The 15,053-nt window shown below is 44.8% G+C and carries 14 protein-coding genes, 1 rRNA gene and 3 pseudogenes; 2 read left to right on the top strand and 16 right to left on the bottom strand.

Going from position 1 to position 15,053, the window contains the following annotated elements:
* Positions 1–27 precede the first annotated feature (27 nt).
* On the top strand, positions 28–378 hold the full coding sequence (locus AC6EJC_RS24465) for a nuclear transport factor 2 family protein (RefSeq protein ID WP_444956170.1): 351 nt from the start codon (positions 28–30) through the stop codon (positions 376–378).
* A 247-nt stretch (positions 379–625) separates the two neighbouring features.
* On the opposite strand, the gene AC6EJC_RS24460 is transcribed toward AC6EJC_RS24465, so the two are convergent.
* From AC6EJC_RS24460 to AC6EJC_RS24395, 14 genes and pseudogenes are all read right to left on the bottom strand, one after another.
* Entirely contained in the window at positions 626–1,237 is a 612-nt protein-coding gene (locus AC6EJC_RS24460; RefSeq protein ID WP_444956169.1) for a flavin reductase family protein, read from the bottom strand.
* Positions 1,238–1,404: 167 nt separating this feature from the next.
* Positions 1,405–2,187: a hypothetical protein gene (locus tag AC6EJC_RS24455; protein ID WP_444956168.1), complete on the bottom strand. Its 783-nt coding sequence runs from the start codon at positions 2,185–2,187 to the stop codon at positions 1,405–1,407.
* Between the two features lies 1 nt (position 2,188).
* Positions 2,189–3,454 (bottom strand): multi-tm2 domain protein, encoded by a 1,266-nt coding sequence (locus AC6EJC_RS24450; RefSeq protein WP_444956167.1) that lies wholly within the window; start codon positions 3,452–3,454, stop codon positions 2,189–2,191.
* A gap of 89 nt (positions 3,455–3,543) precedes the next feature.
* Complete coding sequence (locus tag AC6EJC_RS24445) at positions 3,544–4,014, bottom strand: hypothetical protein (protein WP_444956166.1); 471 nt, start codon at positions 4,012–4,014, stop codon at positions 3,544–3,546.
* Entirely contained in the window at positions 4,011–4,643 is a 633-nt protein-coding gene (locus AC6EJC_RS24440; RefSeq protein ID WP_444956165.1) for an RNA polymerase sigma factor, read from the bottom strand. The genes AC6EJC_RS24445 and AC6EJC_RS24440 overlap by 4 nt, the downstream gene beginning before the upstream one ends.
* A gap of 172 nt (positions 4,644–4,815) precedes the next feature.
* On the bottom strand, positions 4,816–5,544 hold the full coding sequence (locus AC6EJC_RS24435; protein ID WP_444956164.1) for a DnaD domain protein: 729 nt from the start codon (positions 5,542–5,544) through the stop codon (positions 4,816–4,818).
* A 3-nt stretch (positions 5,545–5,547) separates the two neighbouring features.
* On the bottom strand, positions 5,548–6,843 hold the full coding sequence (gene asnS / locus AC6EJC_RS24430) for an asparagine--tRNA ligase (RefSeq protein WP_013310674.1): 1,296 nt from the start codon (positions 6,841–6,843) through the stop codon (positions 5,548–5,550).
* A gap of 131 nt (positions 6,844–6,974) precedes the next feature.
* Positions 6,975–8,171, bottom strand: coding sequence for an acetate/propionate family kinase (locus AC6EJC_RS24425; protein ID WP_444956163.1), 1,197 nt, complete (start codon positions 8,169–8,171; stop codon positions 6,975–6,977).
* Positions 8,168–9,040 carry a 3-hydroxyacyl-CoA dehydrogenase family protein gene (locus tag AC6EJC_RS24420; protein WP_444956162.1) on the bottom strand — a complete coding sequence of 291 codons (873 nt, stop codon included), beginning with the start codon at positions 9,038–9,040 and terminating at the stop codon, positions 8,168–8,170. The genes AC6EJC_RS24425 and AC6EJC_RS24420 overlap by 4 nt, the downstream gene beginning before the upstream one ends.
* Positions 9,041–9,177: 137 nt before the next feature.
* The gene (locus tag AC6EJC_RS24415; RefSeq protein WP_444956161.1) at positions 9,178–10,680 is read right to left on the bottom strand and encodes an AAA family ATPase; all 1,503 of its coding nucleotides are present in this window, start codon (positions 10,678–10,680) and stop codon (positions 9,178–9,180) included.
* On the bottom strand, positions 10,673–11,206 hold the full coding sequence (locus AC6EJC_RS24410; RefSeq protein ID WP_444956160.1) for a hypothetical protein: 534 nt from the start codon (positions 11,204–11,206) through the stop codon (positions 10,673–10,675). Before AC6EJC_RS24410 ends, AC6EJC_RS24415 begins: the two co-directional genes overlap by 8 nt.
* A 527-nt stretch (positions 11,207–11,733) precedes the next feature.
* Positions 11,734–11,997 (bottom strand): annotated as a pseudogene (locus AC6EJC_RS24405) (beta-galactosidase); the annotation flags it as partial.
* 114 nt (positions 11,998–12,111) lie between these two features.
* Positions 12,112–12,771, bottom strand: a pseudogene (locus tag AC6EJC_RS24400) (hypothetical protein).
* Positions 12,772–12,952: 181 nt separating this feature from the next.
* Positions 12,953–13,243, bottom strand: a complete 291-nt coding sequence (locus AC6EJC_RS24395; RefSeq protein ID WP_444956159.1) for a hypothetical protein — start codon at positions 13,241–13,243, stop codon at positions 12,953–12,955.
* Between the two features lie 134 nt (positions 13,244–13,377).
* On the opposite strand from AC6EJC_RS24395, the pseudogene AC6EJC_RS24390 reads away from it, so the two are divergent.
* Positions 13,378–13,527 (top strand): annotated as a pseudogene (locus AC6EJC_RS24390) (helix-turn-helix transcriptional regulator); the annotation flags it as partial.
* Between the two features lie 80 nt (positions 13,528–13,607).
* Here the strand turns inward: AC6EJC_RS24390 and AC6EJC_RS24385 are convergent.
* Both AC6EJC_RS24385 and rrf read right to left on the bottom strand, forming a co-directional pair.
* Positions 13,608–14,462: an alpha/beta fold hydrolase gene (locus AC6EJC_RS24385; protein ID WP_444956158.1), complete on the bottom strand. Its 855-nt coding sequence runs from the start codon at positions 14,460–14,462 to the stop codon at positions 13,608–13,610.
* Positions 14,463–14,923: 461 nt separating this feature from the next.
* A 5S ribosomal RNA gene (gene rrf / locus AC6EJC_RS24380) occupies positions 14,924–15,040 on the bottom strand.
* Positions 15,041–15,053 lie beyond the last annotated feature (13 nt).

The raw sequence follows: 15,053 nt of genomic DNA, 5'->3' as shown, positions 1-15,053 counted from the left end.
ATATAAAATCTTAGTTGAGGTGATAAGGTGAGTAAAGAATTACACGATGTTATATTAAATTTAGAAAAGCAGTTAATGCATTATCGAAGAGAGGATTTTGAAAAACTATTAGCTAATGATTATATTGAGTATGGTTCTTCAGGTAAAAAATACGACAAGTCATTGCAATTAAGTTTTTTAAATGGTAAAGCTACTTTGAACTACATACCATTTATGATTACCGACTTTAAAATAAAGTTGTTGTCGTCAGAATTTGTACATACAACATACTGTACTGAATCGATTGACAATGGAAATAAGTCATTAAGAAATTATATTTGGAAATTAAACGATGGGCAATGGCAAATGTTTTTTCATCAGGGGACTCCAACAAAATAGGAGGCTTATTTTAAACATTCGGCTCTCGAAATACCACAATAATATCAACATTGAGATTAAACATAGCCTTAATAAAGGAAATGTGATGATTAAGAATCGTAGGAGCGATGTTCAAGGGAATCCAAGAATAATTGAATTATCAGAACACCCTTTCTTAATTGCGGCACTCTTTGTTTATGCTCGACTCTGGAAAATCCTCATTGGCTGATAAATTCCTTTATTCAATGCTGTAAAAAAACAACGCCCCCTATTGGGGACGCTCCAGCGTAAATTGTTCTCCTAGCTTCGCATAGTTATTCCCAGCCAACCGACTCACTGGACGCAGCTCCTTGGCAATCACATATGTATTTTGGTACGCTTCCTCGGACAAATGATACTGCACTACGCGTCCGATTAATAGATCACAGGCAGGTGTGTCCTCCTTGCCTCCCAGCGGTATCACCTGCTCCAGAATACATTCCATACGTATTTTTGCTTCAGTCACACCGGGAACTGCGATTTTTGTACTTTTTATCGGGGTAAGGCCAGCCAGTGTTACCTCACTCTCCTCCGGCGACAGACGGGAAGCCGTCACATTCACCGCGCCCACATTGTCCTCGTCTGTAATATGTACGACAAAAGCTTTATGCTCCATCGCATTACGTGCTGTATCTTTGGATACTCCATCGACACGTTGTACGGATACAGACAACAGTGGCGGTTCGGAGGCTACGATGGAAAAATAACTGAACGGCGCACCATTCAGCACCCCTTCGCTGCTCAAAGTCGTGACAAAGGCTACCGGCCTTGGGATAATACTTCCGGTCAACAGCTTATAATTTTCACGCCCCGTAAGCGTGTCAGGATTCAATGAAATCATTTTTTCTCCCTCTTTTCCGATCACAATCGCTATTCGACTGTACATCATCAAGTTTTGCCTAATAAGCAAATACACCATTCAGCTAGCGACATGGCTGACATCTCAGGCTTCTCTTTTAAGTATCGCGTGAATGATGCAGAATGTAAAGCTGGAGCCGGAAGCTCTCCCTATTTTTCAATTATATTTCCTCGGCTATCGCGCACAGTAACCGTAATTCCCTCAGGTACAGCAATCGTAACATCAAGCTGCTGCTGAGTCTGCATAAAACGTGTCGGAATTTGACCTAGTAGCACATACAAGGTATCGCCGATTTGCTTTGTCTGATATAAATCTTGTCCTTTTATTTCGGCCTCTCTGCCTGTGTATACATAACTTCCAAACACATGCACCTCCGGTGAGGTGGTTGCGTCAATTTTGACCGCATAAGGATCTTCTCCCTGTACAATCACCTTGGTCACTCCGGCAGGCAGTTTTTCATGCCAATCTGGGAGAATTCTTGTTTCCTGAACTGAACTCATTATTTCTCTGACTTGCGGAGTGATCCCCAATGAACTGACCAAGGCAAATCCGATACAACAAAAAACCAATACCGCCGTAATAAACATACTGAACAAATCATAACGAATGCGTTCACGCGTCCCTTTCCAAGCGGTGTACATTAAAATTTCCAGTCCCAGCAAAACAAAAACGACAGGCCACCAGGTCAACGCCTGGTCCAGTATGTCCGCTCCCCAAAACTTGGAGGCAAACGTTACGCCCCCCAGCAGGACGAGGAAAAGTCCCATTGACAGCCTTCCGACTTTCCACACCCCTGCTGGAGCGTTTGACGTCTTGGAGGTACCATTCTTATGGGATGAAGCACCCGATAAGCCTATTGCGCCTGTCCCGTCGCTCTGAGAGTGATGGACTCCCTTAAAGGGAGCCTCACTCTTTGAAAATTCAGTATCCATTCTATTGCTTCTCCTTTACTCGTTTAGATTTGGAATTACCGATCAGCATCCAAATACCACCGCCAATCAATAAGAAGGATACAATAATCGTTCGTAAGTACATATCAACCATAGTGTAAATTTGTCCGTCCGGGAACAGACGGTCCAGTAAGGGAACAAGTACGTTAATTAGGATGTAATATGCGCCCAGAAGCAGCAGCCCCAAGCCTACCCAGCGGTGATATTGAGCAAACATACCGATAACAGGCTTGTCGATTAGCGGCTCCCGTCCATAACGGCTTACTTGCTGCAATGCATCAAAAAAGCTGTAAAACCAGACCACCGGAATCAGGAACAAAAAGAGTGAAAGATGCAGCACGTCCAGTACATAGATACCTCCTAAAAACAGAAGCATGAGCTGGAGTCCACGTTTTTGCAAACCGATATACATATGTCCGGCACCGGGAAATACCGATAAAATGGTAGCCAGCATTTTACTTCGGCGTCCCTCGACTCTTCCATGCTCCAGTTCCTCAAATAAAGTCCGGTCCTGGAGAATTTCTCCAGCTTGTTTGCGATGTACATGCTGCACCGCATCAAACATGCAATACAGCCAAATGATCGGCAACACGCCCCCAAAGGCCAAAAATCCGGATTCGTTAGTAATGCTAGTAATAAAGATAAGAATCGCACCAAAGCCAAAGAAGGACAGTAAAAAAGACAAACCACGCTGCATCATCCCTAGATGAAGGTGTCCCAGTCCCGGGATAAATGACAGCAAAATCGTAAAAAAGCGTTCATTGCCCGATCCTTTTTGAAAAGCAGGCGATCCTGCCACACCGTAGTGTCCTTGTTCATAATGGTTATAGCCTGCACCATAACCCATTCCTGCTCCTGGTGCATCCGTATCCGCGTCTGTTGCACTCTCCGGTACCTCTCCCGTTAAACCTGCATGTCCATAGGGCCCACTTTGAGAGTAAAAGCCATATGGATGGGGCCCTGCATGAGGGGGATATGGAACAGCAACTGCACGAGGATCATAACGCAACAAGCTAATAATGATATGCAGCATGCTGAGTCCCCAGAAAAGGGCGGCAACAAACATACTGGCCAATAAAGGCATTTCGTCACTTGATACCACTGAAAAAAATAATCCTCCCGCCAGACATCCAAAAAACAAAATGGTGTATACAAACGCATTGGCTTTTCGGGTCCAGTAATAGTGTCCCACACCGGGAATGATGTTCAATAGAAATGCCAATAGCTTGCTTCGTTCCGTATAAGGCACTGCTACACTTCCTTTCTATTTACGGGATTTTGATAAAATCCCTATCTGAAGGTTGTTTTTAAACTTTTTCGTCTCACTCTTTAACTTATTTAGGGCTTTAATTTATCAAGCCAGGTTGTCGTAGCTTGCATGACCTCTTCGCTGTAAGAAACGCGTTCTTTTGGAGGAACCGGTTTTCCGCCTGTTTGCGGCATCATTTTGTCAAAGGCTCCACTGGAAAGCAAGATCAACGTCAGGCTTGCCGCAACAACATAGTGAAACACAGGTTTTTCAAACCATCGGCGTTTTTTAAACACAACTTGACTCGGTTCTGCTTCTATATCGGGAAGAACGGCCATTACCTGATCTGTGAAGCGCTCCATATCCATCCAGGCAGAATAATCTTTCAATGTCGGCTCCAGTTGCTCCAGTGCAACAAGATATATCATCAGCGCCTGTTCGTCTTCCAGCAGGAGCTTTTCCAGCCGGGCAGATTCCTCTATCGTACAAGTTCCTGTAATGTAAGCATGCCAGTCATTCGATTGCCCTTCAATCCACGGTTTATCCTGTTGGTCAGTCATTGCCATTCCTCCTCCTTCCAGTGATTTCGAATCCATAGCCGCGCCCGATAGAGTCTGGACTCTACCGTTTTTAAAGCTACCTGCGTCTCTTCAGCAATTTGGTCGTAGGTTTTGCCCTGCATATAATAGGCTTGAATAATATCCCGATGTTGCTGGGGCAACTGGGAGATTTTTTGCGATAGTTCTACAGTTTGCTCCTCGCGGATGAGACGGGCCAGCACATCTTCATCCCGGGAAGGGAGCTGCACAAGGGATTGTGCGACGTCTATAAGCTCTGCGGGCCGTCTGTCCTGTTTGCGCTTGATATCCAGCGCTTTGTGGAGCGCAATTCGGCTCAGCCACGTTTTAAAACCTTCGTTCCGGTACTGGGGGAGAGACTTGTACACCTGAACGAACGCCTCCTGCGCGGCATCTTCCGCTTCCTTGCTGTCATGCAGTACCGAATAGGCCACATGAAATACGTGCTTGCTGTACAGCTCTACGATCTCACGGAACGCCTGCCGATCACCGGACCGTATTCGTTCAATGATTCTCTCTATTTCAATGACGCTCTCCCCCTTCCCAATACTATAGACGCCAGGGAAATTCCCTCCCCTGCATATTTCGAAAAAAATATTAAAAAAGGACACACCCTCCTGTCGGAATGGTGTGTCCTCTATCATTAAAGCCTATTTGGTCGCTTTCATTTTCGGCTTATTTTACATGCACAAGCAATATTCCAGATTGCCCCACTGCAATAGCTACTTCGCCGTGACAGCCCCAGTACGTAAATCTATTGCCTAAAAGGCTCAGACTGATGCTTTAATTGCGTCCGCCACCACGGAATCGCTGGGCGTATTCTTTGGCATCCTGTGCATTACGGACACGGTTTCGGCTCCACTCCAGCAAAATACGGTCTATATACCGGAAATGTACCTTCCCTGCAAATACCGCTTCCTTCAAAGCCAGCAAAATTAGCTCCTCGGGATACCGATCCTGATCCACCCAGCTGGTGATCGTCTCGTATTCCATTGGTGATAATGGTCGGCCGAATTCTTTCTCAAAAATCGTGAACAAATTCCGTTCTTCGGTAAGCGGGGATTCCGATATTCCATTCAGTAAATCGGGTTTCCCGGCAAACAAAATGTCATCTTCATCGCGCTGTTCCGTACGCTCGGCGATCATACATTCAGCCAGTTTACGATACAGCCCCGTTAAGTTGTAACGTTCAAATTGTACGGATGAACTGCGGTCTTCTACGGAATCAATTCGCAAAAATCCTTCTTTCATGAGCTTACTGAAATAGAGCGCGATTTCGTTCGCAGTGCATCCGATGCGGGCCTGCAATTGCTCCCATGTCGGAAATTCATTACGTTCCGCTTGTTTAAAGGCAAGCAACTGCATCAGTAGCAGCATTTCACCATCCGTCAGCCGAAGCGTCCGATAATGCTTGAGCAGGGCGTAGGGAATTTGGACCATTCCGGCTTCCATAGCAAAGGCTACTCCCTCCGCCCATTCTGCCGCTGATGTCTTGTCGAATGATCCGGTCATCGCTTACGGATACAAACGATACAGCATACGTGGGAACGGAATCGTTTCACGTACATGATCGAGTCCACAAATCCATGCTACTGTACGCTCCAGTCCCAGTCCAAAGCCGGAATGCGGAACGGTACCATAGGTGCGCAGATCCATATACCATTGGTAAGCTTCACGTGCCAAGTTATGCTCGTTAAAACGTTCTTCCATCAATGCTGGATCATCTATCCGTTGAGAACCCCCGATAATTTCGCCGTAGCCTTCAGGAGCGATCATATCGGCACACAGAACAACCTCAGGACGGGTCGGGTCTGGTTTCATATAGAATGCCTTAATGTGAGTCGGCCAATGCGTAATGAACACAGGCTTGTTATATCTTTCGGCAATAGCCGTTTCATGAGGAGCGCCAAAGTCTTCACCCCATGGGATATCGAATCCTTCACCTTGAAGGAAGGCAATCGCCTCATCATACGTAATACGTGGGAATTCGCCTTGAATTTGCTCCAGCTTCGAAACATCGCGTCCGATTGTTTCAAGCTCCTTCGCACAATTTTTCAGAACAGACTGCACGATATGGCTTACAAACTGCTCCTGAACGCGCAAGGATTCTTCATGATCCACAAAAGCCATCTCAGGCTCGATCATCCAGAACTCAATCAGGTGACGACGTGTTTTTGACTTTTCCGCACGGAAAGTTGGGCCAAAGGAATATACTTTGCCCAGCGCCATTGCTGCTGCTTCCATGTATAACTGTCCGCTTTGTGTCAAATACGCATCTTCGTCAAAATATTTGATATGGAACAACTCTGTTGTGCCTTCTGCAGAAGAAGGAGTCAAAATAGGTGGGTCGACCTTCGTAAAGCCATTGCCGTTAAAAAATTCCTGTACAGCACGGATAATTTCCGCCCGTACGATCAGAACAGCACGTTGCTTGGCGGAACGCAGCCACAAGTGACGATGATCCATCAGGAAATCTACACCGTGCTCTTTTGGCGTAATCGGGTAGTTTTCGGTCAAATGAATAATTTCAATGCCTGTAACCGTTAATTCAAAGCCCGATTGGCTACGCGGTTCTTCACGCACCACTCCAGTAACGTAAAGGGAACTTTCTTGAGTCAAAGATTTGGCGTCATTCCAAATGTCCTCGGAAACTTCGCTTTTCACAATAACCCCTTGAATATATCCGCTACCATCACGCAATTGCAGGAACTGAATTTTACCGCTAGATCGTTTATTGTTTACCCAAGCACCGATTGTAACCGTTTCCCCTACATGGCGGCCCACTTGGGCAATTGTACTTTTATTCGTCATGACCGTCTCTCTCCTCTTAACCGAAAATCAAACAGCCCTTCCCCCTGGGTTAGGCTGTTTGCTCTCGCTGTTTGGTACATGCGGGACTCAAACATAATCCGCATGCATAAAGTTTAAACTTTCGGATCGAACTACTGAACCAGACGGAACGTGTCACGGGCAATAACCAGTTCTTCGTTCGTCGGAATGATCAGTACTTCTACCTTCGAATTTGCTGTTGTAATCCGGCGAGGCTCGCCAGAACGAATAGCGTTCAACGATTCATCCAGCTCGATACCGAGGAATGTCAGTTGCTCCAACACTCTCTTACGCAGAACGACTGAGTTTTCGCCTACACCTGCCGTAAATACAATCACGTCTACCCCGTTCATTGCGGCAGCATACGAACCAATGTATTTACGCAGACGGTATTCATACATTTCAAATGCCAATGTAGAACTAGCTTCGCCTTTTTCCATACCTTCTGTAATTTCACGCATATCACTGCTGACACCGGAGATAGCTAAAAGTCCACTATGTTTGTTCAGCATGGAATTGACTTCATTGACAGTCAATTCTTCTTTGTTCATGACATAAGGAACGATTGCTGGGTCCAAATCACCGCTACGTGTACCCATCATAAGTCCTTCCAGTGGAGTCATACCCATGGAAGTATCTACGGACAAACCGCCTTGAACTGCTGTTACACTACCACCATTACCGATATGACAAGTGATAATCTTCAAGTCTTCCAAAGGACGACCGAGGAAATTGGCTGCTTCCTTACTTACAAAATCATGGGAAGTACCGTGGGCACCGTAACGACGAACCTTGTACTTATTGTACAACACTCTTGGAATAGCGTACATATAAGCTTTTTCAGGCATGGTTTGATGGAACGAGGTATCAAATACCACAACCTGCGGTACATCTGGCATATTCAATTCAGCCGCTTTAATCCCCATCATGGAAGCAGGGTTATGCAGTGGAGCAAGGTCGAACAAGCGGCGGATTTCACTCTTAGCTTCAGGCGTTACAACCGCTGACTGTTTGAAGATTTCGCCTCCATGAACCACACGGTGGCCCACAGCCTGAATTTCGCTAGTACTGGAGATTACACCATGTTCCGCATCTGTGAGTGCATTCAGCACTTTACGGATAGCTGTAGTATGCTCCAAAATTTCGCTAACTTCAGTGTATTCTTCTTTATTGGTTGGCTTATGCGTCAGAATGGATGAATCCATACCGATGCGCTCTACCAATCCTTTTGCCAAAACGGACTCGTCCGTCATATCATACAATTGGTATTTCAGGGAAGAACTCCCTGCATTGATTACGAGAATTTTCATAACCGGTCACCATCCTTGTCGTACTTAAAGAAGCCTTCGCCCGATTTCACGCCCAGATTACCTGCACGCACCATTTTCTTCAAGACGATGGACGGACGGTATTTCAATTCACCGAATTCACGGAACATACGTTCCAGAGCAGCCAAAACGGAATCCAAACCAAAGCGGTCAGCCATTTCCAAAGGTCCGTTTTGGAAGCTGTAGCCGATCCGCATAGCATCGTCGATATCTTCGGCGGAAGCTACGCCCTCTTGTAGTACATGAGCGGCTTCGTTAATCAGCAGACAGATGATCCGGCTTGTTACGAATCCAGGAGATTCATAAATCATGACTCCTTTTTTCTCCACTATTTCTTCCACGAACATTTTAGTGTTTTCAAACGTATCGTCCGAAGTTTTCAAACCACGAATAATTTCCACAAGATCAATGCGGGATACTGGATAAATAAAGTGCATACCAATAACACGCTCTGGATACTTGGTCGAGCTGGCAAGCTCGGTCAGGCTCAGCGTGGATGTATTACTTGCAAGAATAATGTTGCTTGGACACACATAGTCCAGCTCTTGGAAAACTGCTTTCTTCTCGTCCAGATTCTCTGTAATGGTCTCAATGACCATATCACAGCTACCGAGCTCCGCCAAATGGGATACTTTTTGAATGCGGGATAAGATCAATTTTTTCTCTGCTTGTGTAATTGCCCACTTTTCCAGTTGTTTGTCCAGACTCGTTTCAATCATATTATAGGCGTAGTCTAGTTTCTCTGGTGTCTGCTCTACCAGCAGCACATCAATTCCTTTGGACGCGAGCATTTCAGAAATCCCCTGTCCCATGGTGCCGCCGCCGATGACGCCGATTTTTTTAAATTGCATGGTTCTTTACTCCACCCTTTCCTGGTCACTCTCATATATTGTATCCTTCTTTGTCGAAAAATACATGTTTATGTCCCAATAGATAATAATATCTTAGCACGGACTAAAAGTAAAAAAAAATAACCAGCATAAAAAAATTATGCTGGTAATAAAGCATTTTCACTAAATTGACATCTAAATTGATCTCCAGACAGAGTTTCTTCCTTCATCAGGATGTCAAGAGAGTTGTCGAACACAGGACGATGCTTTTCCAGCAGCTCCAAAGTTCGGGTATGCAGGTCATCCATAATCTCGCCATTTTCCCGCATGAGTTCTTCTTTTGTTACCATTTCCATGTTAATAATGCCAAGTGAAGTCAAACCGGAAGTCATCATCGTATGAACGATGTTCAGCGCCTGCTCAAAATCATTACTAGAGCCGGTACTGCGACCGCCGTAGTACATTTCTTCCGCCGTAGCCCCTGCAAGCGAGATCATGATCTGCTCCTCCAGGTACTGCTTGGTGTATAAATAATGCTCTTGCTGTGGATTGTGACGCACATAGCCGAGCGCTTTCCCACGCGGGCTGAGCGCTACCTGACTTACGCTACCGGGACGAACGATTTCGGCCATAATAGCATGTCCCAGTTCATGAATCGCTACACGTTTTTTCTCTTCCAACGTTGATTCTCGATCTGTTTTTTCACCCATCATCACCTTGTCAATCGCCATCGACAGATGCTTCTGCGCAATCATTTCCTGATCCTGTCTCATCGCATAGATTGCCGCTTCATTCATGACGCTCTCCAGCTGTGCACCGGAAAAACCATAGGATTCTTCAGCAATTTTGTCCAGATTCGCATCTTCCTGAATTGGTTTGTTTTTGGCATGAATCTTAAGAATATGAAGACGGCCCTTCTTATCAGGCAAATCCACTTGAATATGACGGTCAAAACGCCCTGGACGCGTTAAGGCGCTGTCCAACATTTCTTTACGGTTTGTTGCCGCAATGATCAGAATCCGCGGAGTATCTGCCGAATAAATACCATCCATTTCTGTCAGCAACTGATTCAATGTCTGATCATATTCACGTTGCTGTCCACCCTCACGCTTACCACCAATAACGTCGATCTCGTCAATAAAAATAATCGCATTTTCCTTCTTTTCCTTGGCTGCACGGGTACGGGCCTCCCGAAACAACTCACGGACACGACCTGCCCCAACACCAACGTACATTTCAACAAATTCACTACCTGAGGCGGCAACAAATACAGAATTGGTATAGTGTGCGGCTGCCTTCGCCATCAGTGTTTTTCCTGTTCCCGGAGGGCCTGTGAGCAAAACGCCTTTTAATGGACGGATACCAAACTTGGAAATTTCATCATGTCGATTCAAAAAATCCAGGGCTTCACGCAGTTCCTGCTTAGCGCTTTCTTGCCCACCAATTTCCTCAAAAGTCAGCTTGTCCGGACCATTTTTTTTGCGTTTACGCTCTTGCCCGGCACCTACGGCCAAGCCGCCACGCGCGTGCATGAGCATTAACAAGCCACTGAGCATCACGCCTGCGACCAGAAGAGGGATAATATTCACCCCAATAAAGACGAGAAATATAATGGTCACCGGCACAATGCCGATTAATGCTTCCTTGATCCATCTAGGCATTAGGCCATACCCCCATTTGCTGAGATTGACGTGGCAAAACGATAAACTTAGTCGCTTTACCTTCACTGAGTCGGATATAGACATTGTTCGAATCCATATCGGTATCAGCCTTGATACCCGTCTTTTTCTTTTTCATCTGTTCAACTGTAGATGAAATTTGAGTATATTTTTTATTTTCCATCGCTTCGGCTACGGGAAACATAGCCTCAGACCACCATTGATTCAGTGCTAAATTGGAACGATCTGCAATATCCAGCTTAATGGTGCGGCTGCCAATAATGGATTGTCCTTTTTGCTTAACCACATCGACCAATCCGGCCACATCCGCCTGCGGTTTGAGATCCAGTTTCAATACGACCTGATCCTGTTTAATATCTATTTGAGCGCTTGTCACGCCGGGATATTGAGAAACCAGCTTTTCCAGAGGGCTTTGCATTGTAACCTGACGGTAAATGAACCATCCCCCAAACAGCAGCGAGGCTGCCAAAACTGCCGCCACAACGATAGGAACTGCACGCAATTTCAAATAACATCCTCCTCTCAAAATGTAAAACCCAGAAGAAACGGGACGAATGTCAACAAACAACCAAATTGCATGATCTTACAGCGATCAGCAATTCTTTTTTTCTATCATTTTTGTCTATCACTTATAAAATATAGTATATCATAACGTATATCTAATATCGAAGGCAATGTGTGGAGGAGTTGTGATTAAGGCAAAATCTTTGGTTATAGCTGGGGAGATAAGACGCTACGTGGAGGATTTGATCTTACGAACGCTATCGCTTCTCCACATTTCAAATCCTCCACTTCGCTACTGCACAGCTATGGCTGCGGCTAGGGACAGGCTCCTACCCGATGCTGGGACGGCTCTCCAAGACATACTTATCCATGCCACCAATGTAACTCAATTTATGATCAGCCGTAGGAAAAATCACTGAGGAGATGACTGCTGAAGGGCAGTTTGATACAGGGTTGGCAGAGGTATATCGAACTTGATATTTTCATCCTCGCCGACTTGAGGACCAGCAGCTTTTGGAACGCGAAGTTCGGAGCGGAGAAGTAAAGAAGAATTTTGGACGTGGCCAAATCCTTTGTATATGGATTCAGTTTACCTCTCGGATTGGAACCGCCATAGTACATATTGTAGCCGATTAGATTGCAACCTTCCCCTACTTTCATCACCGTCATGGCCGAAACGCTACGAACGGAAATGCAAAACGGTATTTATAGAACTGCACCATGCCACCCGCCCATCTCGCAACACGCATACGGGTAAGTTTCTGGCAGGTAACAAGGCTCAAAATTATAGCTACTGTGCTTGTGATCATCTTCGACGATAATTCGGTAAATTTTCATAAAGAGCAGCTCTCTCAACATGGAGTTAACCTTGCAAAACTAATCCGATTCGAGAATAAAGCTGTTCCACTTTCACTGCCATGCTATATCGTTCCAGAATGGATGATGCGGTGCGCAATTTGGGCACAGGGACATTCCTTAAAAGCCAAGCGGCATACCTTTGCGCAAGACGTATTCAGCAATGAACTTGCCGACTGGGCCTTCCTCAAAGCCGGCATAAACGGCGTATAGCCAACGTACCCTTCTCCAATGACAATGGGCATGCCGGAATGACGGGTTCACTCATAAAATCCTCTAATCGCAAGTCTGCCTTTTTCAGCATCGCAATTTTATGATCACTGTATCGGTATGAGCCAGGAAGCTAGGACTCTGCTGATACTCCCAGGAGGACAGGATAATATAACAACCGTGCTTTTTCGCCTGTCTGAATAGTTCTAGCAGGTGTACATGCCCGTTCAACACGGCGCCGCCTCGGCAATTATACCAACGTGTGCGTTGGCCGACTGCTCCGAGATTCCCGAACTTTAACGGTCCTGGTCGTTTACCGTCCGCTGTAAACAACATAAACGGCATCGCACATATGCAGAATGTATTGTAGTCCCTGTCTACAGCCTCCTTAAAACGGGCCGCAAGATCGTGATAAGGCTCTCCCGGTAAAGTCATCGTATACCAGGAGAAATCCCGCATCGTGATCGTTGTTTTCCGTGGCAGATTTTCCATCAAGACGTTCATCCAAGGCTCCTCGTTCAGACCTGCTGCTGCGTAATCCGATGCTACTGCCATATAGTTATGTGCATCGCTGCGCATCAGTTTAAGTAATTCGGCGGTGACTTCCATCGAAATGGATGCTCTGTCCAGCTCTTGAAGTGACAGTATCTTTTCATGGTATGCAGTGAAATCAGTAATATCCAGCTTAAGAGTTTCTTCGCAAAAGCGTATAGCCCGCTTCATGCTGACCAAGATTGCACAGCAGTGCCGCTTTCAGATCGGGCGCCTTGTAGTTGCGTGAATTTCGAATAAGCGACCGCTCCGTCAGATCAAGCGCTTCTTCGTAGTTGCCTTTTTCGCATGCACTTTGGGCCAGTGCGAAGTAACCCTCGTCTTGCCAAGCCGCTGACCATATGGATTTATACAAAGAGGAGTATGCTTCCTCAAGCCGTCCCTGATGCTTCAGAGAAAAGCCGAGTTGATAGAAAACCGTCATAAGGGTTGGGATTCCGCCATGTGAGACGCACCTTGGCCTGACGAAAATGGTTCTCACTTTCGGTATATAATGTGCCGTAGGCAATATGAATTCGGCTATCCTCCCTGTCTCTATTCAGCCCTTCTATAATTTAGTTTCTGCGTTTGAAGATGCAACGCGCGGGTCAACTGTTGGACCTGACAAATGGCTCCATTAAAGAAATCGCCGCAACACTTGGCTTCAAAGATCCCTATTATTTCTCTAGACTATTCAAAAAAATATTCGGCTGTTCTCCTTCCGTCTAACGCAACCAGTTGAAGGGGTAATTGCCCTGTTAACATCAAAAAGTCGACTCCTTTTTTAATAGGAATCGACCTTTTAAATTCTAGTTAGTTTCATTAAACCATTCGATTAATACTTGATCAAAATAATGAGGTTCTTCAAACATCGGATTATGCCCACTATGTTCAAAAACAACTTTCTTTACGTTTTCATAGGAATTATCAATTAAATTCCACAATGAAACGGGCCCAACCAAGTAATCATATCTTCCCAAACCAATAAATACGGGTTTATGGACATACGCCAAAGATTGTATCAGATTAATATTTCCGAATGCTTCTCCCCATAAATAATCAATGATAGGCATGTTCGTGTACACATCATTCCACATGTAAGCTGCATTAAAAGTGTAGTCATAAAAGCTTTGGGCTCCCATACGTATACACATGTGAACAAATCTTCTATCAGGGTCTCTTTTGATATCTTCCTCTAATAAAACAATATCCTTTCCAAAATGTTCCTTTCTTTCTGAACTGGCAGTTTCATTAAAGAATGAAAAGCTTTGACGCTGTCTTTCTTCGCTGTTCGTAGGTGCTGAATTTAATAACACCACTCTTTGAACATAGTCCGGGTATTGTTTAGCATATTCCACAGCCATAAAAGCATGCCCGGAATGTCCTAATATGATAAATTGATCTAATTTAAGGCGTTGTCTTGCTGTTTCAATATCATTTATTACTTTATCCAATGTATAGTCTTCTAGATTTAAAGCTCGACTCGATTTTACAAATCCTCTATGATCCAAGAAAATGAACTGGAACTTTTTATATAAATAGTCTGAAAATAAGCGAGGATAATATATACTACTGCCAATCACCACTACTATCGGCTTTCCATAACCTTTTAGACAATATTTCAGCTCAAATCCATCACTAATAACAATTTGATATTTGCTCATTTTAATAGTCCTCTTTTCTTTTTATTAAGAAGAGCTATCGAATGATGCTCTTCTTTAAACCACTCCCTTTCCTTTATGTAATTCCCTTGTATTCTCCATAGAACGTTCCAACATTCAGTTCACCTCTGAAAGTACGTTTTTATTTTTATCAGAGAAGTTTAACATGTTTTTTTCTAAAACAAAACTGGATTACTTTTGTCGCACCAGTCTTGACTCCTGGGAATTCATATTAAATTTTGACAAGCACATATATTTTCGAATCAAAAAAACCGCGATAATCGCGGTTTCTTATGTTATATACTTTTGTTCAGCGACAACATGATAAGATATGTATATATGCCGGTAACTGGCCCAGGTATCGTCAAATTGAGTCGTCTGTTTATTAACCGTAAACATAAAAAAGCTGTCGAGACTTTCTCGACAGCCTGGAGTATGACCCAATAAGGTCATACTCTTTTTTAGCTTGGCAACATCCTACTCTCCCAGGACCCTGCGGTCCAAGTACCATCGGCGCTGGAGGGCTTAACGGTCGTGTTCGGGATGGGTACGTGTGGAACCCCTCCGCTATCGCCACCAAACATGAATTTACAC

Source organism: Paenibacillus sp. TY11 (assembly GCF_059772165.1).
This window is presented reverse-complemented; position numbering and strand designations above follow the sequence as displayed.